Below are 20,627 nucleotides of genomic sequence, written 5' to 3'. Positions count from 1 at the left end.
TAATCAATTGAATCCACCCGCACGGTGGATTCTCTTGGCGCGCCTCATCCATCAGCATTTAACGGCGTTTCACGCATCGCCACGGCTGCCGTGGTTGTCACTCAGCGCTATGCTTCCCCGGTTGCAGAATCGGGTACCCCCGCCCGCGCTCTGCTTACTCGATCATCGGGCGCGACACGCCCGCCGGCTGGAGGTTACGTTGACCGAAGATGTCCTGGTCGTGCACGGTGGCACGCCGCTGCAGGGGCAGATCCGGGTTCGTGGCGCCAAGAACCTCGTCTCCAAGGCCATGGTGGCCGCCCTGCTCGGTGAGTCCCCCAGTCGCCTCTTCGACGTACCGCGGATCCGCGACGTCGAGGTGGTCAGCGGACTGCTCGAGCTGCACGGTGTGAAGGTCACCGCCGGCGTCGAGGACGGCGAGCTGGTGATGGACCCCACCAACGTGGAGAGCGCCAGCACCGACGAGATCAACGTCCACGCGGGCTCCAGCCGGATCCCGATCCTGCTGTGCGGGCCGCTGCTGCACCGCCTCGGTCACGCGTTCATCCCGGACCTGGGCGGCTGCCACATCGGCCCGCGCCCGATCGACTTCCACATCGGCGCCCTGCGGGAGTTCGGCGCGGTGGTCGACAAGACCCCCGAGGGCATGCACCTGAGCGCCCCGAACGGTCTGCACGGCGCCAAGCTGGAGCTGCCCTACCCGAGCGTCGGCGCCACCGAGCAGGTGCTGCTCACCGCGGTCCGCGCCGAGGGCGTCACCGAGCTGCGCAACGCCGCGATCGAGCCGGAGATCATCGACCTGATCTGCATCCTGCAGAAGATGGGCGCGATCATCAAAGTGCACACCGACCGGGTCATCGAGATCCAGGGTGTGCCCCGGCTGTACGGCTACGAGCACAAGCCGATCCCGGACCGGATCGAGGCGGCCAGCTGGGCCGCGGCGGCGCTCGCCACCCGTGGCGAGATCGAGGTCCTGGGCGCCCGCCAGCAGGACATGATGACGTTCCTGAACGTCTACCGCTCGATCGGCGGCGAACTGAAGATCACCGACGACCGGGTGGCCCGCACGGGCGTGTCCGGCTCCGAGGGCGGCATCAAGTTCTGGCACCCGGGCGGCGAGCTGAAGGCCGTCGCGCTGGAGACCGACGTGCACCCCGGCTTCATGACCGACTGGCAGCAGCCGCTGGTGGTGGCGCTGACCCAGGCCCGGGGCATCTCGATCATGCACGAGACGGTGTACGAGCAGCGGCTCGGCTACACCGAGGCGCTGAACCAGATGGGCGCCACCATCCAGGTCTACCGGGACTGCCTGGGCGGCACCCCGTGCCGGTTCGGCCGCCGCAACTTCATGCACTCCGCGGTGATCGCCGGCCCGTCCAAGCTGCACGCCGCCGATCTGCGCATCCCCGACCTGCGGGCCGGGTTCGCGCACCTGATCGCGGCGCTGGCCGCCGAGGGCACCTCGCGGGTCTACGGCGTCAACCTGATCAAGCGTGGCTACGAGGACTTCGAAGCGAAGCTGGCCGCTCTCGGCGCCCACGTCGAGCGTCTCTGAGCTGCAGGTTCGTCACGATCAACGGCGCGGTGTGTGACACACCGCGCCGTTTGGCTACCCTTCTAACGTGCCCTCGCTGTTTCGCCGTAAGCCAGCCACCGTCGACGCCTCCCCCGCCGAGCAGGAGGTGGTCGCCGGCGAGCCGCGCCCCAAGGGCTACACGCCCAGCAAGAAGGAGCTCGGGGTGGTCACGCCGAAGCGGGCCGCCCAGGGCCGCCGCGTGCAGGACCCCGCTCCGTCCAGCCGCAAAGAGGCGTACAAGCAGATGCGCGAGCGGCAGCGGGCCGAGCGCGCCGAGGCCGCCGAGGGCATGCGCAACGGCGACGAGCGTTACCTGCTCGCCCGGGACCGCGGCCCCGAGCGTTCACTGGTCCGCGACATCGTCGACTCCCGGCGGACCGTCGGGTCGTTCTTCATCGCCGGCGCGGTGGTCGTGCTGATCGGCTCGTCGATCAACATCCCGGCGGTCTACTACGCCAGCAACGTTCTCTGGGCCGGTCTGGCGCTGGCCGTCTTCGTGGACAGCGTTCTCATCGCCCGCCGGATCAAGAAGCAGGTCCGGGCGCGTTTCCCGCAGACCACGCAGAAGCTGGGCGGCCTCTACTTCTATGGGATCATGCGCGGCCTGACCTTCCGCCGGATGCGCGTGCCGAAGCCGAAGGTCCAACTCGGCGCGACCGTCTGACGTCCCTTACGCGACGCGGAGACCACTCGGTCTCCGCGTTCCGTCTTTGTGGTGACCTACTCCACGCCGGCCAGGCGCAGCAGGGCGGTGACCGCGGCCGCGACCACGACGACCACCACGAACGGCGCTTTCCGCCAGGCCAGCAGGCCACCGGCCAGGACTCCGGCCGGGCGGGCGAAACCGGCGAACTCGCTGCCGGCCATCAGCGCGGCCGTCCCGGCCAGGGCGGCCAGCAGCGCGGCGGCCGACATCGGCAGCAGCCGTTGCAGGGACTCGGAGAGTTCCAGACGGTCGCGCAGCACCACGCCGCTGAGGCGGATCGCATAGGTGCCGGCCGCGAGGATCAGGATCGCGGTGATCAGCATCATTCCTCCAGTACGCAGGTAGCCGAGATCCTCTCCGGCCGGCCCTCAGAGCTGTCTCACGCGCCCCGAAACAGCACTGGGAGCCAACCGGAAGCGGGTGGCTGGGTGTCAGGGCTGGTTCGCGGGGGCGGGGACAGTGGTGGGAGCCGGACGGGTGGGTGGGCGGCGGGTGGGGCGGAACAGGACGAGCAGGCCGAGCAGCGCGCACATGACCGGCAGGCCGGCCGGGAGCACCGGGGTGAGCAGCACCGCGACGGCCGCGCCGGCGATCGCCACGAGGCGGGTGTCGCGGTCCCGCAGCGAGGGCAGGATCAGCGCGATCAGGCCGGCCGGGAACGCGGCGTCCAGACCGAGCGCGTCCGGGTCGCCGGTGGCGCCGCCGAGCAGGACGCCGAGCACGACCCCGGTGTTCCAGACCACGAACAGGGTGGCCCCGACCAGCCAATAGATCCGGCGGCGGGCCTGCGGGGAGGACTCGGCCAGGGCGAAGGCGACGGTCTCGTCGGTCATGATGTGCGCGCCGACCAGCCGGTCCCGCCAGCGGGTGCCGAGCACGTCGGCGACGGCCAGGCCGAACGGCAGGTGCCGGGCGTTGAGCAGCAGGCCGGCCAGGACGGCGGCGACCGGGTTGCCGGCCGCCAGCAGGCCGACGGCGAGGAACTGGGAGCCACCGGCGAAGATCAGCACCGACATGACGACCGGAACCCACGCGGGTAGCCCGTACGCGATCGTGATGGCGCCGAAGGACGCGCCCACCGCGAGCGTGGCCGCGGCCAGAGCGCCGATGTCCCGGAACTGCGCACGCGTTCGATATAACGTACCCATAGTTCGAAATAGTGAACGAGCCGCGAGCGTTCGTCAAACCGAACGATGAGACCGATGGAGCGAACATGCAGCAGCCGGCACCCCCGCTGGCCCTCATCGCGGCGAACCTACGCCGGGAACGCGACCGGGCCGGGATCTCCCTGGCCGAACTGGCCCGCCGGGCCGGCCTGGCCAAGTCCACGCTGTCCCAACTGGAGGCCGGGTCCGGCAACCCGAGCATCGAGACGCTGTGGGCGCTCGGGATGGCGCTCGGCATCCCGTTCAGCCGGCTGATCGAACCGCCGGCCTCACCGGTGCGCGTCATCCGGGCCGGCGAGGGCCCCCGGGTGCGCTCCGACAACGCCGACTTCTACGGGACCCTGCTGGCCACCGGCGCGCCGAACGCACGGCGCGACATCTACGTCCTGGAACTCGAACCGGGCGCGCGGCGCGACGCCGAACCGCACATCCCGGGCAGCGTCGAGCACATCGTGGTGTCCGCCGGGCGGATCCGGGTCGGCCCGGTCGCCGAACTGGTCGAGGTCGGTCCGGGCGACTACGTGACCTTCCCGGGTGACGTGCCACACAGCTACGAGGCGCTGGAGCCGAACTCCTGGGCCATCCTCGTCATGGAGCACCGGTAGCCGAGTAGAGCCTGGCGACCACGTCCTCGATGTCCGGCTCCAGCAGGGACAGATCCCGGACGTCGACCGCCGCGACCAGGCCGGCCACCGCGGCGCCGGCCGTCGACGACTCCAGAACGAAGGTGACCCGGTGACCGTTCGCGGTCACCCCGGCCAGCGTCGTGCCGGGCAGCTCGAACCCGTCCGGCAGCGGCTCGGCCAGGTCGGCGACGATGCTGCGGCGAGACCCGTACCGGGCGTGCAGGGCCTCGATGCTGCCGTCGTGCACCACCCGGCCGTGATCGATCACCACGAGACGCTCGCAGAGCCGCTCGATGTCGGCCAGATCGTGCGTGGTCAGCACCAGCGTCACATCACCGGAGGAGCCCAGCTCGGCCAGGAACGAGCGGACCGCCTGCTTGCTCACCACGTCCAGGCCGATCGTCGGCTCGTCCAGGAACAGCACCTCCGGACCGTGCAGCAGGGCCGCGGTCAGCTCGCCGCGCATCCGCTGGCCCAGCGACAACTGGCGGACCGGGGTGTCCAGGAACGCGTCCAGGTCGAGCAGCGACCGGCAGCGGCGCAGCCGGGCCGCGTGCTCGGCGGCCGGCACCCGGTAGATGTGCCGCAGCAGCCGGAACGACTCACGCAACGGCAGATCCCACCAGAGCTGCGAACGCTGGCCGAACACCACGCCGATCCGCAGCGCCAGCCGGGTGCGCTGCGGCACCGGGGCCAGGCCGCACACCGACACGTCACCGGAGGACGGGGTCAGCACGCCGGTGAGCATCTTCAGGGTCGTCGACTTGCCGGCGCCGTTCGGTCCGATGTAGCCGACCATCTCGCCACGGCCGATGCTCAGGGACACCCCGTCCACGGCGGAGACGGTCCGTTTCGCCCTTCGGAGGCGGCCGGCTTTCACCCGTACAGTGAAATCTTTGCGAAGCTCGCGCATTTCGATCATGAACCTGTGCTCCGGTAGTGACGGATCCCGGCGCGCCAGACACCGGCGGCGAAAGCCGCCGCGCCGAGCGCGACAAGCGGGGAGAGGAAGCCGGACCAGGCCGGCAGACCGAGCGGATCGGGCACGCCGAGTAACGCCAGCGCCGGCTGATAGGCCACAAAGGCGAACCCCAGGGCGTACGCGAAGAGGCCGCGGAACCAACCGCCGAAGACCGACATCGGGTACGAGGTGAAGTCCCGCCCGCCGTAGGTGAACGCCGCGCCCACCTCGCCCGAATCCACCCACCAGAACGCCAGGCTCGCACTCGACACGAAGATCGACCCGAAGAAGACCGCCGCCGCGACCGGGGCCACCACGAGCAGCAGCACCCGGGCCGGCGTCCAGTCGATGTCGTTGGCGGCGACCGCCAGGCCCAGCACCGCGAACCCGAACACCACCCGCAGCGCCTTGCGGATCGGCAGATCCATGAGCAGCAGCTGCGGCAGCGCGCCCAGCGGCCGGACCAGCACGGCGTCCAGCGTCCCGGCCCGCACCAGCGACTTGAGGTGGTCCACGTTGCCCACCGCGAAATCGGCCAGCGTAAACCCGGCCGCGCTCAGGCCGGTGATCAACATCGCCTCGGCCAGGGAGAACCCGCCGAGCGCCGGAGTGGCCCGGAACAGCACCAGCACGGCCAGCACATCGAAGACCGTGGCGCCCATGTTGGCGAACAGCTCGACCACGAACGACGTACGGTACGCGGTCGCCGACCGGACCTGCGCCGCCCCGAGAGCGGCATAGGCGCGCAGCTCACCCACCCTGCACCACCAGCCGCCGTTCGGCCCGCCGCTGCACCAGCGCGCCCAGCGCCAGGATCAGCACCGCCCACACCACCTGCAGCGCCACCAGCCCGGCCTGCAACGCCGGGCCGTCCCGCTCGGCGATCACGTCGAGCGGCGTCTGCAACAGGCTGGGCAGCGGCGTCGCCACCCACAGCGCCACCGTCAACTCCACCGGCAGCAGCCGCAACGGGAAGTAGAGCCCGCCGAGCACACCGGCACTCAACGTCCACAGGGTGATCGGCCCGCGGGCGTCCTGCAGCCAGTACGCCGACGCGTTCACCACGAACCGGCAGCCGAAACTGATCACCACGGCCAGCACCACCGAGACGGCGAAGAGCGGCACCGTCTGCCACCGGGTCGGCGTGTGCAGCGGGAAGAAGACCGCCCCCGCGAGCAGCGGCGGAGCGAACCGGGTGAGCATGCCGTGCAGCGCCCGTCCCAGGTCGGCGGCGAGAAACCCGGCCAGCGGGGGCACCGGACGTAACAGGTCGGCCGCGATGTCACCGCTGCGGATCCGGTCGGCCAGCTCCGTCCAGCCCCAGAGGCCGATGACAGCGAGTAAACCCTGACCCACCCAGACGTAGGTGGCGAGCTGCTCGGCGGTGTACCCGGCGGGACGCTGCCCGGCGGCGGTCGCGGCCACCGCGAGCAGTACGTAACAGCGGAGGAAGCCGAACACGATGTTGGTGAACGTTCCGGCTATGGTGGCTTGCCGGTAGGTCGCGTACCGCCGGAAACCCGACCCGATCAGCGCACCGAAAGTAGCAATGGAGGCGCGGAACGGACCTATTCGAGAGATCGTCGGCACGCTGGCGTCTCGCTGGTCCACGCCGTTAATCTCCTTTCGAAACCCCCGCAACGGAGCCGGGAGACTCTACGCAAGTCCCCGGCCGGACGCGGCCCTTTTTCTTGACAGGTGGAGTTCGCCGTGACGGAGCGTTGCCATTCGACGGGTCACCCGCTGGGCGCCCGATGAACGGCTGGAGCTCCCGGCCGAGCGCCGACGGCTGGGATGACGAACCCGCCTGGGTCTACGAGATCACCTGGGAGTGGGAACCCCTGCCCGGCCAGCGCTACCCCGGCGACCCGGGCCGCCGTAAGGCCGTGCACACGCCCGTCTACGAGGCGTCCCGCGGCGGTTCCGGTCCGGCCAGCTCGGCGCCGGTCAGCGGTGCGGGCCGGGGCCGTGCGTCGGTCAGCCCACGACCCGACGATCAGAACCAGTTCCGGTACGAGGACCCGCGCCCGGCCGCGCCCGCGGCCCCGCGCGACGAGCCCTCCTGGAACCGGCCCATCCACATGCACGACCGCGTCGACCAGGGACGCGGTCCCGCCGCGCCGGGCGGCCCCGACCAGCGGCGCGGGGCGGCCCCGGTCTACGGCCGTGCGGCCGGCTCCGGCCCGGCCCCTTCCGGCGCCCCCGGCGGCCCTGGCGCTCCCGGCGGCCCTGGTGGCCCCGGCGCTCCCGGCGGCCCTGGTGGCCCCGGCGCTCCCGGCGGCCCTGGTGGCCCCGGCGCTCACGGTGGCCCTCGCTCTCCTGGTGGCCCTGGCGCTCACGGTGGCCCTGTCCATTCCGGCGCGCCCGGCCGGCCCCCGGTCCCGGTCAATCCCGGGCACCCGATGCCGGCCGCGCCGGTCTCCCCCGGCCGGGCCGGACGGACGCCGGCGGCCCGCGGTCCTCAGCATCCCGCGCCGCCCGACGCACCCGGCGGCAGCGGATGGGGTCGCGGTCCGCAACAGCCCGGTGATCACGGGAACCGGCCGGTGTCCCCGGCCGCATCCGGGCGTGCCCCCTTCAGCCCCGGCCAGGCGCCGCCGGGTGCCCACGCGCCCGGCGCCCACAACGTTCCGGCCCAGCCCGGCGGCCCGGCCGCGCACGGCATTCCGGTCTCACGGGGCGGCCCCGGCCAGCACGGCGGGCCTGTTCCGCCTGGTGGGCCCGGCCAGCACGGTGGGCCCGGCCAGCACGGCGGGCCCGGCCAGCACGGCGGGCCCGTTCCGCCCAATGGCCCCGGCCAGTACGGCGGACCCGGCTCGCGCGGTTCTGTGTCCTCGGGTGGCGCTGTGCCTCACGGCGGCCCGAATTCGTTTGCCGGTCCCTCGTCTTCGGGCGGCCCGCTTCCGCAGGGGCGGCCCGCTTCCGCAGGCGGCCCTGGTTCCCAGGGGCGCCCGGCTGTCCCTGGTCACGGCGGCCCCGTTCCGCCCAGCCACGGCGGCCTCGGCGCGGCCGGTCACGGCGGCCCAGGCGCAGCCAGTCACGGCGGCCCTGTCTCTCCAGGTCACGGCGGACCCGTTCCGGCCGGTCGTGGTGCAGAGGGCGCGCTGGGGCAGAGCGGTCCGCATTCTGGTGGCCACGGCGGTCCGGCGGCGTCCGGCCCGGGTGGGCCTGGGCAGTTCGAGCAGGCCGGTCAGCCCGGACGTCCCGGTGGGCCGGTCGCGCCGGCCGCCGGCCATGTGCCCGGTTCGGCACGACCGGACCAAGAGCCGGGTCACCAGGGTCGTCGCCCGTCGCCCGAGCAGATCGTGCCCAACCGGGGCGGTGAGTCCGGCCCGGTCTCCCCGGCCGGTCCGTCCTACGGCGCCGCTCGCCCGGTGCCCGCTGAGACGTTCCCGGCGTACGCCGACGAGCGCCGTTCACCGCGTCCGGGCCGCACCCCGGACGCGCCGTTCGACCTCCGCCCGGCGCCGCAGGAGCGGAACTCGCCGGCTCCGTCGCGCCCGGCCGCTCAGCCGACCCGGGTCACCCCGCAGTCCGCCGTGCCTCCGGCCGCCGTCTATCCGGTGGTCCCCGGCCAGGCGCCCGGTCTGTCGGTACCCACCGGGCCCGGCGGGAGCGTTCCGGTCTCCGGGCCGGCAGCGCCGTTCGGTCCGGACAGCCACACCGGCATGCCCGGCCATGCCGCACCGACAGCGGAAGCGGCCACGCCCGTCATCCCCGGCTCACATACCGCCACCGGATCACCCATCGCCACTGGATCGCCCACCGCGCAGGGTGGCGTCGCACCGGTCTCCGGACCGGCAGCGTTCCAGGCGGGCGCGCCGAGCCTGGCGGACCCGGGTCACGCGGTGCCGGTCGCCGGCGCCGCACCGGGTGTGTCGTTCCCGGCGGGCCGGGAAGACGGACACCAGGGTCAGGACCCGACCCGGCCGCTCGACCCTCGGCGTTCGGGCCAGACTCCCGCCGGGACCGGAGACCACGGTCCCGGGTCGAGTCCAGAGGATCCGACCCGGCCGTTCGGCCTGCGGCGAACCGGGGCCGAAGGATTCGGGCCGGGCGCGGAGCGCACTCAGGCCATCGACCCTCGGACGCTGGCCTCGTTCGCGGCATCAGGTCAGGCGCCGAAGCCGGACGAGCACACCGCCGTCGCGGGTCCCCGGCACGGCGGGGACGAGACCCAGTCCCCCGCCGGCCGTCACAGCGTGGGCGCCGACCCGCGCCACGCGGCGGCCGCACCGGCCGAGGGCATCGACCGGTCGGCGGAAGCACCGACGGCCCGGCCGTTCGCAACAGACGCGGCAGCCCAACCGGTGACCGGCGCGCCGTACGCCACCGATCCATCTGCCGCGCCGTCAACCGGCGCGCCGTTCGTGGCTGCCCCATCCACCGGCGCGCCGTTCGTGGCCGAACCGTCGGCCAGCGGACCGGGCGCGGCCGCTCCGGTGGCCGGTAGGCCGGAAGCGGTCGCTCCGGTGGCCGGTGGGCCGGAAACGGTCGCTCCGGTGACCGGTGGGCCGGGCGTGGGCGAGCCGTCGACCGGGGAACCGGAGACGCACGGTCTCGGCTGGCTGCTGTCGATGAGCGGGCTCGGGGCTACGACGCCGGTTGCCGAGACCGAACCCGCTCCTGCGGCCGAAGAGGTGCCCGACACCGCTCAGCCGCTGGGTTGGTTCGCCCCTGGCGAACTCGACGACGACACGGAGCTGGAAGAGGCGGAGCCCGAGGCGGAGACCGCGTCCGTCGAGGCGGGAGGCATCCCGGCCGGGGACGACGAAGCGCTCAGCGTCGTCGAGAACCCGATGCCCGAAGCCACCGACGCGCCGAAGCGGCTCCACGCCGATTACCTCACCGATGTGGACGAATCGACTGAGGCTGACGTCTCCCCCGATTCGGAATTCACCGCCGAAGCCGACAACTCGGGCGATCATGCCCATGTGGAGGGTTCCGCCGATACGGAGGAGCCCTTCGCGGCACGTGAGTCCGCTCAAGCCGACGAACCCGCTCGGACTTACAAACCTGCTCGGGCCGACGAATCCGCTCAGACCCACGAGCCCGCTCGGGTCGACGAACCCGCTCGGGTCGACGAACCCGCTCGGACCCACGAACCCGCTCGGACCGACGAACCCGCTCGGACCGACGAACCCGCTTCGCGGGCGGATGTCACGGCTCACCCGGAGGCCACCGTTGTGGGCGAGCGGCTCGACCCCGCCGGGGACGAGGCTGCCGTGGTGCAGGACGGTGTTGCCGAGCAGACGGTTGTGACCTCGGTGGCTGCCGTGCGGGAGCATGACGCCGCCCGGCCCGGCGAGGAGTCGCCACTCGCGGCGGAGGGGATCCTTCCGGACGTCCCGGGTCATGAGAGCGCCGTCCCGCACGGTGGTGTGGAGGAGATCTCCACGGAGACCGCGGCGGACGACTCGGAGGCGGTGCACGGCGGGAACACCGCGCAGGGGTCCGCGCCCGGCGCCGAGGGTTCGCGCAGCGAGTCCGAGCCGGCCGCGGTGACGGAGGTCTCGTCCTCTGAGGTTGTCGCCCCGGCGGTCTCCTACGTGCTCGCGGGAACCGACGAACTCACGGAGGAGTCCGCCACCCGGAGCCTGGGAACCACCGACGAATCCGCGGAAGACTCGACCCCGGCAATCACTGACGAGATCGGCGATACGGGTACGGGGTCATCGACCGAAGGCGACGCAGCGACGGGGCAGTCGACCGAGCCTGTCCCGGCCGCAGACAGCGCCTCACCGGCCGCCGGGTCCGACACGCTGGTGACCGATGGCGCCGTCAGCGAGGCCTCCGGCGTGGAGGAGGGCGACGCTCCGGCCGGCGCGACATTCGACGGTGGAGCGCCGGAGGTTCCGTCCGACGTCGTCTCTCCGGACGAAGTGGCGACCGGTGACAGCGCGGAGGCCGATGAGTCCCGGCCTTCCCCGGAGGCCGAGTCCCGGCCTTCCCCGGAGGCCGAGTCCGGGCCTTCTCCGGAGGCGGGGAGCGCGGCTGAGGGCGGGATTCCCGACGATGTCGAGGGCGCGACCCACGAGGGCGAGCTGGACCGTCCGGTCGAGGAGACGACGGCTTCCGCCGCGATGGGAACGGGCGGCGAGGACGACCCTGGTCACGAGGTCGCGCCGGGCACGGGTTCCGGGCACGGGAACGACCCGCTCGAGACGGGTTCGCCGGCCGAGGCTGAGGGCGTTCGGGAGACCGGGCCGGATTCCGGTGACGACGATGCCGACCCGAGCGACCGGGCCACGTCGGTCGTGGACGGCGCCGACAGCGACAGCACCGGCACTGAGGGCGACGCCGCCGGGGCCGAGGCTGGGCGGGGCGAGCGGGATTCGGGTGCTCCGGACGTACAGCTGAATGGGGTGACGCCGGCGGAGGAGGAAGCCGGCGGCGCGGCAGGCGCTGGAGTGGCCGGACGGTCGCGGGAAGCGCGGCCGGAGGCCCGGACCGAGCCGGTGCGGCAGCGGCGTGACCAGCATGCCCCGGCTGACCGGCGGCGGGCCGATCCGGAGCAGATCCTGGCGTCCTACACGTGGGAGTTCGATCCGCGGACGCTGCGGGAGCAGGTCGGCGAGCAGGACCGGCTGTGGGATCTGGTGGACCGGTTGACCGACCGGCTGGAGTACGCGGAGCGGGACAACGTGCGGGCCGGGCTGCTCGGGCTGCGTGCCGTGGTGTCGCGGGTGCTCGGTGAGCTGGACGACGCTCTCGCCGACGGGCGGGAGGCGGTGCGGCACGCGGAGGCCAGCGGGGAGCTGCGGCCGGTGTCGATCGCGCAGGCGCGCCTGGCGCAGGTGTTGCAGTGGCGGGGCGAGTTCGCCGAGGCGGACCGGCTGTTCGCGCAGGCCGATTCGCCGGAGTTGCCGGCACGCACCCGGGCGGAGATCAGTGAGCTGGCCGGGCGGTCGGCATTCGAGCAGGGCCGTTACCTGGAGGCGGTGAACCACTTCGAGCGGGCGCTGGACGTACGCCGGGGTGAGGATCCGGAGCTGGTGGAGCGGATCGAGCTGGCGCTGGACGCGATCACGCGGCGGACCGGGGACGGGTGGGGTCCCTACCCGCGTACCCGGGACGAGCTGCTGGGTCTGCCGGAGGCGCCGATGCCGCTGCTCGACGACGGGGCCGGGCTGTGGGGTTACGCGGCCGCCGTGGAACCCCGGTACGCCGAGGCGCAGCCGTTCGCCGAGGGTGTCGCCTGGGTACGCCGTCCCGACTCGCACGCCTGGGAGCTGATCGACTCCGGTGGCGAGCTGGTGATCCCGGCAGCGCACGGCTATCTGGCGGCCGGCCGGTTCGCCGAGGGCCTGGCCTGGGTGACCCGTGGCGACGCGACCGGCTGGTTCGCGATCGACCGGCAGAACCGGCTGGTCGTGGCGCCGGGCGCGTACGAGGACGCGCGACCGTTCCGGCGTGGGCTGGCGGTTGTCCGGCAGGCCGGCCTGTGGGGCGCGGTGGACCGGCACGGGCGGATCGCGGTGCGGCCGCGGTTCCGGCGGTTCGCGACGGTGCTGCACGTGGGCGGGCCGGTGGACGGGTTCACCGACGAGGGCCTGGCCGTGGTGGACGCCGGCGACCGGTTCGGGGTGCTCGACCGGACCGGGCAGCTGGTGGTGGCGGCGGTGCACGCGGCCGTGGTGATCCACCCGTCGGCGTTCCTGGTGCGCAACGCGGCGGGGCTGTGGGGCGCGCTGGACCGGGAGGGTGAGCCGCTGGTCGACATGGGTCACCGTGACCTCGCGGACGTGGTGGATCAGCTTCCGGTGGAGGCACGGCCGGTCCTCTAGGGTCGGGGGATGGAATTCCGTCATCTCGGCCGTTCCGGCCTGCGGGTCAGCGAAATCGCCTACGGAAACTGGATCACCCACGGCTCACAGGTCGAGGAGGAGGCCGCCACCGCGTGCGTGCGGGCGGCCCTCGACTGCGGCATCACCACGTTCGACACCGCGGACGTCTACGCCGGGACCCGGGCCGAGGAGGTGCTGGGCCGGGCGCTGAAGGGTGAGCGCCGGGAGGGTCTGGAGATCTTCACGAAGGTGTTCTGGCGGACCGGGCCGGGCCCGAACGACAGCGGGCTCTCCCGCAAGCACATCCTGGAGTCGATCGACGGCTCGCTGCGCCGGCTCGGCACCGACCATGTCGATCTCTACCAGGCCCATCGGTACGACCACCACACGCCGCTCGACGAGACCATGGAGGCGTTCGCCGACGTGGTACGCCAGGGCAAGGCGCACTACATCGGGGTGTCCGAGTGGACCGCCGAGCAGATCCGGGCCGCCGCGCCACTGGCGACTGAGCTGCGGATCCGTCTCGTGTCGAACCAGCCGCAGTACTCGATGCTGTGGCGGGTGATCGAGGCCGAGGTGGTGCCGGCGTCGCGGGAGCTGGGGCTCGGGCAGATCGTCTGGTCGCCGCTGGCGCAGGGGGTGCTGACCGGGAAGTACCGGGCCGGGGAGCAGCCGCCGGCCGGGTCGCGGGCCACCGACGAGAAGTCCGGCGCCGGGTTCATCGCCCGCTGGCTGGAGGACGACGTGCTGAACGCGGTGGCCCGGCTGAAGCCGCTCGCCGAGGAGGCGGGGCTGACGATGGCGCAGCTGGCGGTGGCGTGGGTGCTCCAGAACCCGAACGTCTCTGCGGCGATCATCGGCGCGTCCCGGCCCGAGCAGGTCCGGGACAACGTCAAGGCGTCCGGGGTCCGGTTGGAGGACGGCCTGCTGAAGGCGATCGACGAGATCGTGGAGCCGGTCGTGACCCGCGACCCGTCACTCACCTCCAGCCCGGCCGATCGTCCCTAATTACTCCAGAACCTCAGGAGCTCGAAGCCGTAGGCGTACAGCCATGTGGGCACGCTGATCAGCTCGGCGATCCAGTTGACCATGGTGAAGAACCAGTCGCCGACCTGTGTCTGCCAGAGCAGCAGGAACAGGATGAGGAAGCCCCAGGGCGCGACCATGTTCCACGCCCGCTGGTAGGCCGGGCTGAACCACGGGGCGATGATGTTGCCCCCGTCCAGGCCCGGCACCGGCAGGAGGTTCAGCACGCTGGCGGTCACCTGGAGGAAGGCGAGCAAGGCCAGCGCGGCCCAGAACTCCAGGTGCTCGGCGGAGCCGGACACCGTGTAGCGGCCGGTCACGTCCTGGGTCAGCTCCGGCGCCAGCCCGGCCAGGAACGGCACCGCCACCACGAGCCCGAGTACCACGTTGACCAGCGGGCCGGCCGCGCTGATCAGCGACGCCTTGGCCCGGCTGCGGATGTGCTGGTGGTCGATCCAGACGGCGCCGCCGGGCAGGCCGATGCCGCCGAGGATCACCACGACCAGCGGCAGCACGATGGACAGCAGTGGATGCGTGTACTTCAGCGGGTTGAGTCTCAGATAGCCGCGGTCGGCGACGCTCAGGTCACCGGAGAAGTAGCCGGTCACGGCATGCGCGTACTCGTGCAGGCAGAGCGAGATCAGCCAGCCCGAGAGGACGAACAGGAAGACGTCGATCCCGACGTTGCCGAAGCGGGTCCAGGTCAGCACACCGCTGACCACGAAGATCGCGACGATGCCGACGAAGACCGGGCTCGGTATGAAGGCGCTGCGCGGTGTACGGGCGTACACCGGTTCGTAGGTCACGTCATTCCGCCGGCTGGAGGCTCATCTGGTAGTCGACCCGGTCGTCCTCGACCAGCGTGACCGTGCTGACCCCGGCCGATTGCAGGGCCCGCCACTCCTGCCCGATCCAGGACTCGGCGTCCGCCTGGCTGCTGAACGTCTCGGCCGGACCCTCGACCGGCTTACCGTCGACGTCCTCGTACCGCCAACTCCACGGCATTGAGCCGCCCCCTCACGTCGCGTACCTCGCTGGGCCTCCACCCTACGGCGTCCGGGCGTGGGAACCGGCTCGGGAGGCTCTAAGGTACGGGGCATGTCCGAAGATCGGTGGAACACGGTTCTGGTGCTCGGCGGGATCCGCTCCGGTAAATCGGGGTTCGCCGAATCGCTCGTGGCCTCGGCGCCGTCGGTGCGGTACGTGGCCACCGCGGTCGGCGGTGAGGACGATCCGGAGTGGCTGGCCCGCATCGAGGCGCATCAATTGCGGCGGCCGCAGTCCTGGACGACCGAGGAGACCGGCGGCGACCCGGCCCGGCTCACCGAACTGATCGCGCAGGCCGGTCCGGACGAGACGCTGCTCGTCGACGACCTGGGCGGCTGGGTGGCTGCGGTGCTGGACCCGGCCCGGCAGCCCAAGGACGACGAGGCCGACGTGGCGGCGCTCGCCGAGGCGGTGCGCGGCGCGGTGGCGCGGGTGGTGCTGGTCAGCCCGGAGGTCGGGTTGTCGCTGGTGCCGGTGACGCCGGTGGGACGGGCGTTCGCGGACGCGCTGGGCACCACCAACCAGGCGCTGGCCTCGGCCTGCGACGGGGTGGTGCTGGTCGTGGCCGGTCAGCCGACCTGGCTTCGCAACGGCCCCCTGGCTCCGGCCCAGGCGTCGGTCGAGGCGCCGGTCGAGGCGCCGGTCGAGGCGCCGGTCGAGGCACCGACCGTGGTCTCCCGGCCGGTCCCGGTCACCACCCCGGTCACCCCGACTCCCCCATCGCCGCCGCCCGCGCAGCCGACCACGGTGGTCGAGCCGGTCGTGCCCGCCGAGCCGGAGCCGGGCCTGGCCGCCGCGCTGAGCGGTTCCACCATGACGCTGCCGCTGGTCGCCTCCGGGCTCACCGAGATCAAGCCCGGCATGGACCTGCCGCTGCCCAGCAGCGACTCCGGCCCCGACGCGCGGGACCGCCTGGTCACCATCGACCTGCCCGGCGGCGGGCTGGGCGCGCTCGGCGAAGCGGTCGAGTTCGCGGCGGCCACCCAGAGCACGGTCACCCCGCGGGCGTGGGTCGGCGTACGCGTCGTGGTGATCGCGGGCCGGCACACCGGTGGCGCGGTCGCCGGCGTGGACGCCGCCGACGTGGAGCGCCGGGTCGCCGAGGCCGAAGCCGGTACGGGTCTGCTGGGCCGGCTCGCCGGGCAGGCCGGCGCCGACATCGCGGTGCTGCGCACGGCGGAGACCGGCGCCATGGAGGACGGCCCGGCCGCGAGCGAGGAGGCGGTCGAGGCCGCGCTGCGGGACGGCTGGCAGCTGGCCGACGGCGCCGCCGACGCGGGCCGGGACGCGATCCTACTGGCCGGGATCGGCGCCGGGACGGAGGCGGCGGCGACCGCGGTGCTGGCCGCCACGACCGGGGCCGAGCCGGTCGCGACACTGCCCCGGGTGCAGGCGCCGGGCGGCCGTTTCGACGACGCCGCGTGGATGGTGCGCTGCGCCGCGATCCGGGACGCGCTGCACCGGATCCGGCAGGAGCCGCGCGGGGCCACCGACATCCTGCGCCAGATCGGCGGCCTGGACGTGGCGGTCGCCACCGGTGTGCTGCTCGGTGCGGCGGCCCGCCGGATCCCGGTACTGCTGGACGGTCCGCTGGGCATCGCGGCCGGGCTGGTGGCACGGGACCTGGCCAGCCAGACCCGGCACTGGTGCCTGCTGCCGGAGGCGGGCACGCTCGCGCTGGTGAAGCAGGGCGCCGACGTGCTCGGGCTGACCCCGGTGCTCCAGGTGGGCCTCGACCTGGGCGAGGGGGCCAATGCGCTGGCGGTGCTGCCGCTGATCCGTACAGCGGTGGGCCTGGCCTCGGCGTCCCCGGTGCATCCGGCCCTGCTGGACGAGGTCGGCGACGACGGCCTCGACGATCTCTCCGACGATGACGATCTCGCCGAGTTCGCCGAGCCGGAGCCGCACGGGCCGGGGCCGGCCACCATCGCGAGTGCTTGACGGCGTCCGGCTGGCGGTCACCACGCTGAGCGTGCTGCCGGTGCGGGCCGGCCGGGTGGACCGGTCCGCGGCGGCGGTGGCGATGGCGGTGGCGCCGGCCGTGGGCGCGCTGCTCGGGCTGATCCTGGCCGGCGTGCACGAGGGCCTGCGGGCGCTGGGGTCGCCGGCGCTGGTGGCGGCCGGGGTCACGGTGGCGGCGGGTGCGCTGCTCACCCGGGGGCTGCATCTGGACGGGCTGGCGGACACGATCGACGCGCTCGGGTCGTACCGGTCCGGCTCCGCCGCCCTGGAGATCATGAAAAAGCCGGACATCGGCCCGTTCGGGGTGGCGGCGATCGCCGCGACGCTGCTGATCCAGGCCGGGGCGCTGACCGAGGCCGGTCCGTGGGCCGTGGTGACCGCCTGGGCGACCGGGCGTCTCGCGGTGACCGTGGCGTGCCGCCGCGGTGTGCCCGCCGCCCGGCCGGAGGGGCTGGGCTCGCTGGTCGCCTCCAGCGTCCCACTGCCGGCGGTGCTGGGCTCCGCGGCCTGCGTCGCGGGTCTCGCGCTTGCCGCCGTGCCGGGCCGTCCGTGGCAGGGGCCGGCCGCCGTCGCCGCCGCGATGTTCGCGGTGATCCTTCTCCTGCGTCACACGGTACGGCGATTCGGCGGCATCACCGGCGACGTCCTCGGCGCGGCCGTGGAGTGCGCGGTGACGCTGACTCTGGTGCTCCTCACTCTCGCCTGACGTCCCCGCCCCCTGACGTCCGCTCCGTCCTGACGTCCGCTCCGTCCTGACGTCCGCTCCGCCGCGATCTTGGACGCCGGACCACCGCAGCCGGTGGCGAAAAGTCCAAGGTCGCGTGGGGGCCAGCGATGATCACGAGGGGGTCAGCGATCTTGGACGATGGGCCACCAGATGCGGTGGCGCAGCGTCCAAGATCGCGGACGGGCGGACGGGCGGGCGAGCGGGCGGGCGGGCGGGCGAGCGGGCGGGCGGGCGGGCGTGAGGAGGGCGAGCGGGACGGCGGGCGGGAGGGGTCAGCGGACCTGGGGGGTGACGAAGGGGGGCTTCGTCAGGCGGGCCTCGGTGCGGCGGCCGCGGATGTCGATCTCCACCAGGGCGCCGTCGGGCAGGGCCGGGGCGGTGTCGATCAGGGCCAGGGCGATGCCGGCCTTCTTGGTCGGGGAGAAGGTGCCGCTGGTGGTCTCGCCGACGAGCTCGTCACCGGCGTACACCTGCATGTGACCACGCGGAATGCCGCGGCCGGTGAGCTCGAGCCCGCGCAGCTTGCGCCGGGGACCGGCGGCCTTCTCGGCGGTGAGGGCGTCGCGGCCCCAGAAGGCCGGCTTGGACCAGCCGACCGCCCAGCCGGCGCCGGCCTGCACCGGGCTGATGTCGAGGCTCAGATCCTGGCCGTGCAGCGGGTAGCCCATCTCGGTGCGCAGCGTGTCGCGGGCGCCGAGGCCGCACGGGCGGACCCCGGCGGCGATCACCGCGTCCCAGACGGCGGGCGCCTCGTCCCACCCGACGACCAGCTCGTAGCCGTGCTCGCCGGTGTACCCGGTACGGCAGACGACCAACTCTCCCCCGGCGAAGGCGGCCGTGGCGAAGGACATGTAGCCGTGGTCGGCGGGCAGGCCCAGCTCACCGAGGACGGCCTCGGAACGGGGGCCCTGGACGGCGAGGACGGCATAGGAGCGGTGCTGGCCGGTCACCGTGATCCCGTCCGGAGCGCTCACGGTGAGGCGGCGGACCACCTCGGCGGTGTTGGCCGCGTTCGGGATGAGGAAGACGTGGTCGTCGTCGTACAGGTAGGCGATCAGGTCGTCGACCACGCCGCCGGTCTCGTCGCAGCAGAGCGTGTACTGCGCCTTGCCGGGGGCGATCCGGCCGAGGTCGTTGGTGAGGCACGAGTTCACGAAGGCGGCCGCGCCGGGCCCGCGGACGGTGGCCTTGCCGAGGTGGGACACGTCGAACACGCCGGCCGACTCGCGGACCGCCGCGTGCTCCTTCAGGACGCCTCCTCCGGCGTACTCCAGCGGCATGTCCCAACCGCCGAAGGCGGCGAACTTCGCGCCGAGGGCGACATGGCGCGCATGCAGGGGAGACTGAAGAAGCTCGGCAGACATGAGACTCAACTTACCGGTGACCTTGGCCCGGTTTAGAGTCGCTGGGACAACACCGTTTTCCCAATAGCCGGGAGCGCGCCTACCGGCGCCGTACCGGCCCAGACGTCCCGGAGTGTCCGAGTGACCCAGCCCACCCTCAGCCTGGTCGACACCGACCCGGCCGAATCGGCGGTCGATGCCATCGTCATCGGCCTGCACAGCCAGCCCGACGAGGACGGCAGCCTGCTGCCCGCCGCCGGCGCCGAGAGCATCACCGCGGCCTTCGACGGCAAGCTGATCTCGACACTGGCTCTGCTCGGCGCGACCGGCGCGCCCGGCGAGGTGACCAAACTGGCCACCCTCGGCACGATCGCCGCGCCGCTCCTGGTCGCGGTGGGCCTCGGCACCGAGCCGGACGGTCCGGCGCCCGACCTGGAGACGCTGCGCCGGGGCACCGGTGCGGCGGTCCGCGCGCTGGCCGGCAGCAACACCGTGGTGCTGGCCCTGCCGGTGCCGGACGACGCGGGCGCCGCGCCGGTGTTGCGCGCCGCGCTGGAGGGCGCGCTGCTCGGCGGCTACCGCTTCGCGGGGTACAAGTCGAAGAAGGCGCCGGGTCGCCGTGACCCGGTGGCCGAGCTGCGCCTGCACGTGCCGGACGCGGCCGACGAGGCGGCGGCGGCCGAGCTACGCCGGGCCGAAATCGTCGCCCGGGCGGTGCGCCTGACCCGGGACTGGGTGAACACCCCGCCCAACGCGCTGCGCCCGGCGGACCTCGCCGACCAGGTGGCGGCGGCCGCGACCGAGGCCGGGCTGGACGTCGAGGTGCTCGACTTCGAGCAGCTCAAGGCCGGCGGGTACGGCGGCATCGTGGCGGTCGGCCAGGGTTCCGAGGCGCCGCCGCGGCTGGTGAAGCTGACCTACACGCCGTCCGGGGTGACCGACCCGAAGCGGATCGCGCTCGTCGGCAAGGGCATCACCTTCGACACCGGTGGCGTCAGCATCAAGCCGGCCGCCGGCATGTGGGAGATGAAGTCGGACATGGCGGGCGCCGCCGCGGTGGCCGCCACGCTGATCGCGGTGGCCGAGCTCAAGCCGGGTGTGGCGGTCTCCGGTTACCTGGCGATCGCGGAGAACATGCCGTCCGGGTCGGCGTACCGGCCGGGCGACGTGGTCACCATGTTCAACGGCAAGCGGGTCGAAGTGTTCAACACCGACGCCGAGGGCCGGATGGTGCTGGGCGACGCGATGGCCCGGGCCTGCGCGGACGGCACCGACTACCTGTTCGAGACGTCGACGCTGACCGGCGGCCAGGTGATCGCGCTGGGCAAGCGGATCTCCGGGCTGATGGGCTCGGACGAGGCGACCGGGCTGGTCGAGGCGGCCGGCACGGCGGCCGGTGAGCCGGCCTGGCGGATGCCGCTGCCGGACGACGTGCGCAAGGGCATGGAGTCGGAGATCGCCGACATCTGCCAGACCAACGCCAACCTGGACCGGGCCGGGCACATGCTCCAGGGCGGCGTCTTCCTGCGGGAGTTCGTCACCGAGGGCGTCGAGTGGGCGCACATCGACATCGCCGGCCCCAGCTACCACACCGGTGAGGCGAACGGTTACTGGACCAAGGGCGGGACGGGCGTGCCGGTCCGCACGCTGCTCCAGGTGATCGACGACCTGGGCTGACGACGGCCGCGGGCCGCCCGGTG

Annotated in this window: 16 protein-coding genes; 8 read left to right on the top strand and 8 right to left on the bottom strand. The window is 73.2% G+C overall.

What is annotated here, in order from left to right:
• Positions 1–187 precede the first annotated feature (187 nt).
• Complete coding sequence (gene murA / locus IEZ13_RS24315; protein WP_229794961.1) at positions 188–1,555, top strand: UDP-N-acetylglucosamine 1-carboxyvinyltransferase; 1,368 nt, start codon at positions 188–190, stop codon at positions 1,553–1,555.
• A 67-nt stretch (positions 1,556–1,622) separates the two neighbouring features.
• A complete protein-coding gene (locus IEZ13_RS24310; protein WP_183226033.1) occupies positions 1,623–2,240 on the top strand; it encodes a DUF3043 domain-containing protein in 618 nt (205 codons plus the stop codon).
• Between the two features lie 56 nt (positions 2,241–2,296).
• Here the strand turns inward: IEZ13_RS24310 and IEZ13_RS24305 are convergent, their stop codons facing one another.
• Together IEZ13_RS24305 and IEZ13_RS24300 are read right to left on the bottom strand one after the other, a co-directional pair.
• On the bottom strand, positions 2,297–2,605 hold the full coding sequence (locus IEZ13_RS24305) for an AzlD domain-containing protein (RefSeq protein ID WP_183226034.1): 309 nt from the start codon (positions 2,603–2,605) through the stop codon (positions 2,297–2,299).
• A gap of 108 nt (positions 2,606–2,713) precedes the next feature.
• The gene (locus IEZ13_RS24300) at positions 2,714–3,430 is read right to left on the bottom strand and encodes an AzlC family ABC transporter permease (RefSeq protein ID WP_183226035.1); all 717 of its coding nucleotides are present in this window, start codon (positions 3,428–3,430) and stop codon (positions 2,714–2,716) included.
• Positions 3,431–3,495: 65 nt separating this feature from the next.
• On the opposite strand from IEZ13_RS24300, the gene IEZ13_RS24295 reads away from it, so the two are divergent.
• Complete coding sequence (locus IEZ13_RS24295; protein WP_183226036.1) at positions 3,496–4,053, top strand: helix-turn-helix domain-containing protein; 558 nt, start codon at positions 3,496–3,498, stop codon at positions 4,051–4,053.
• Here the strand turns inward: IEZ13_RS24295 and IEZ13_RS24290 are convergent.
• Genes IEZ13_RS24290 through IEZ13_RS24280 form a run of 3 tightly spaced genes read right to left on the bottom strand, consistent with a single transcriptional unit; the run spans position 4,037 to position 6,646 of the window.
• On the bottom strand, positions 4,037–4,996 hold the full coding sequence (locus IEZ13_RS24290) for an ABC transporter ATP-binding protein (protein ID WP_183226037.1): 960 nt from the start codon (positions 4,994–4,996) through the stop codon (positions 4,037–4,039). The genes IEZ13_RS24295 and IEZ13_RS24290 overlap by 17 nt on opposite strands.
• On the bottom strand, positions 4,993–5,793 hold the full coding sequence (locus IEZ13_RS24285) for an ABC transporter permease (protein ID WP_183226038.1): 801 nt from the start codon (positions 5,791–5,793) through the stop codon (positions 4,993–4,995). Before IEZ13_RS24285 ends, IEZ13_RS24290 begins: the two co-directional genes overlap by 4 nt.
• Positions 5,786–6,646, bottom strand: coding sequence for an ABC transporter permease (locus IEZ13_RS24280; RefSeq protein WP_183226039.1), 861 nt, complete (start codon positions 6,644–6,646; stop codon positions 5,786–5,788). Before IEZ13_RS24280 ends, IEZ13_RS24285 begins: the two co-directional genes overlap by 8 nt.
• A gap of 1,694 nt (positions 6,647–8,340) precedes the next feature.
• Here IEZ13_RS24280 and IEZ13_RS47555 point away from each other — a divergent pair.
• Complete coding sequence (locus tag IEZ13_RS47555; protein ID WP_183226040.1) at positions 8,341–12,822, top strand: WG repeat-containing protein; 4,482 nt, start codon at positions 8,341–8,343, stop codon at positions 12,820–12,822.
• Between the two features lie 9 nt (positions 12,823–12,831).
• Positions 12,832–13,830, top strand: coding sequence for an aldo/keto reductase family protein (locus tag IEZ13_RS24270; protein WP_183226041.1), 999 nt, complete (start codon positions 12,832–12,834; stop codon positions 13,828–13,830).
• On the opposite strand, the gene IEZ13_RS24265 is transcribed toward IEZ13_RS24270, so the two are convergent.
• Positions 13,827–14,654, bottom strand: coding sequence for a site-2 protease family protein (locus IEZ13_RS24265; protein ID WP_183226042.1), 828 nt, complete (start codon positions 14,652–14,654; stop codon positions 13,827–13,829). The genes IEZ13_RS24270 and IEZ13_RS24265 overlap by 4 nt on opposite strands.
• A gap of 1 nt (position 14,655) precedes the next feature.
• Entirely contained in the window at positions 14,656–14,853 is a 198-nt protein-coding gene (locus IEZ13_RS24260) for a hypothetical protein (RefSeq protein ID WP_183226043.1), read from the bottom strand.
• A 93-nt stretch (positions 14,854–14,946) separates the two neighbouring features.
• Here IEZ13_RS24260 and IEZ13_RS24255 point away from each other — a divergent pair, with 93 nt between their 5' ends.
• Together IEZ13_RS24255 and IEZ13_RS24250 are read left to right on the top strand one after the other, a co-directional pair.
• A complete protein-coding gene (locus IEZ13_RS24255) occupies positions 14,947–16,836 on the top strand; it encodes a bifunctional adenosylcobinamide kinase/adenosylcobinamide-phosphate guanylyltransferase (protein WP_183226044.1) in 1,890 nt (629 codons plus the stop codon).
• A complete protein-coding gene (locus tag IEZ13_RS24250) occupies positions 16,766–17,563 on the top strand; it encodes an adenosylcobinamide-GDP ribazoletransferase (RefSeq protein ID WP_183226045.1) in 798 nt (265 codons plus the stop codon). The genes IEZ13_RS24255 and IEZ13_RS24250 overlap by 71 nt, the downstream gene beginning before the upstream one ends.
• A gap of 293 nt (positions 17,564–17,856) precedes the next feature.
• Here IEZ13_RS24250 and gcvT read toward each other — a convergent pair whose 3' ends face one another.
• Complete coding sequence (gene gcvT, locus IEZ13_RS24245; protein WP_183226046.1) at positions 17,857–18,948, bottom strand: glycine cleavage system aminomethyltransferase GcvT; 1,092 nt, start codon at positions 18,946–18,948, stop codon at positions 17,857–17,859.
• 120 nt (positions 18,949–19,068) lie between these two features.
• Here gcvT and IEZ13_RS24240 point away from each other — a divergent pair, with 120 nt between their 5' ends.
• The gene (locus tag IEZ13_RS24240; protein ID WP_183226047.1) at positions 19,069–20,604 is read left to right on the top strand and encodes a leucyl aminopeptidase; all 1,536 of its coding nucleotides are present in this window, start codon (positions 19,069–19,071) and stop codon (positions 20,602–20,604) included.
• Positions 20,605–20,627: the final 23 nt, after the last annotated feature.

Origin of the sequence: Actinoplanes campanulatus, assembly GCF_014647795.1 — a bacterium.
In the GTDB taxonomy this organism is placed as follows: Bacteria; Actinomycetota; Actinomycetes; order Mycobacteriales; family Micromonosporaceae; genus Actinoplanes; species Actinoplanes campanulatus.
Note: the sequence above shows the minus strand (reverse complement) of the source record. Positions and strands in the feature narration are given on the sequence as shown.

Coding starts and splice junctions, on each gene's coding strand:
- IEZ13_RS24270 (WP_183226041.1), top strand. CDS start 12,832: ATGGAATTCCGTCATCTCGGCCGTTCCGGCCTGCGGGTCAGCGAAATC.
- gcvT (WP_183226046.1), bottom strand. CDS start 18,948: ATGTCTGCCGAGCTTCTTCAGTCTCCCCTGCATGCGCGCCATGTCGCC.
- IEZ13_RS24260 (WP_183226043.1), bottom strand. CDS start 14,853: ATGCCGTGGAGTTGGCGGTACGAGGACGTCGACGGTAAGCCGGTCGAG.
- IEZ13_RS24250 (WP_183226045.1), top strand. CDS start 16,766: ATGACGATCTCGCCGAGTTCGCCGAGCCGGAGCCGCACGGGCCGGGGC.
- IEZ13_RS24300 (WP_183226035.1), bottom strand. CDS start 3,430: ATGGGTACGTTATATCGAACGCGTGCGCAGTTCCGGGACATCGGCGCT.
- IEZ13_RS24290 (WP_183226037.1), bottom strand. CDS start 4,996: ATGATCGAAATGCGCGAGCTTCGCAAAGATTTCACTGTACGGGTGAAA.
- IEZ13_RS24255 (WP_183226044.1), top strand. CDS start 14,947: ATGTCCGAAGATCGGTGGAACACGGTTCTGGTGCTCGGCGGGATCCGC.
- IEZ13_RS24305 (WP_183226034.1), bottom strand. CDS start 2,605: ATGCTGATCACCGCGATCCTGATCCTCGCGGCCGGCACCTATGCGATC.
- IEZ13_RS24295 (WP_183226036.1), top strand. CDS start 3,496: ATGCAGCAGCCGGCACCCCCGCTGGCCCTCATCGCGGCGAACCTACGC.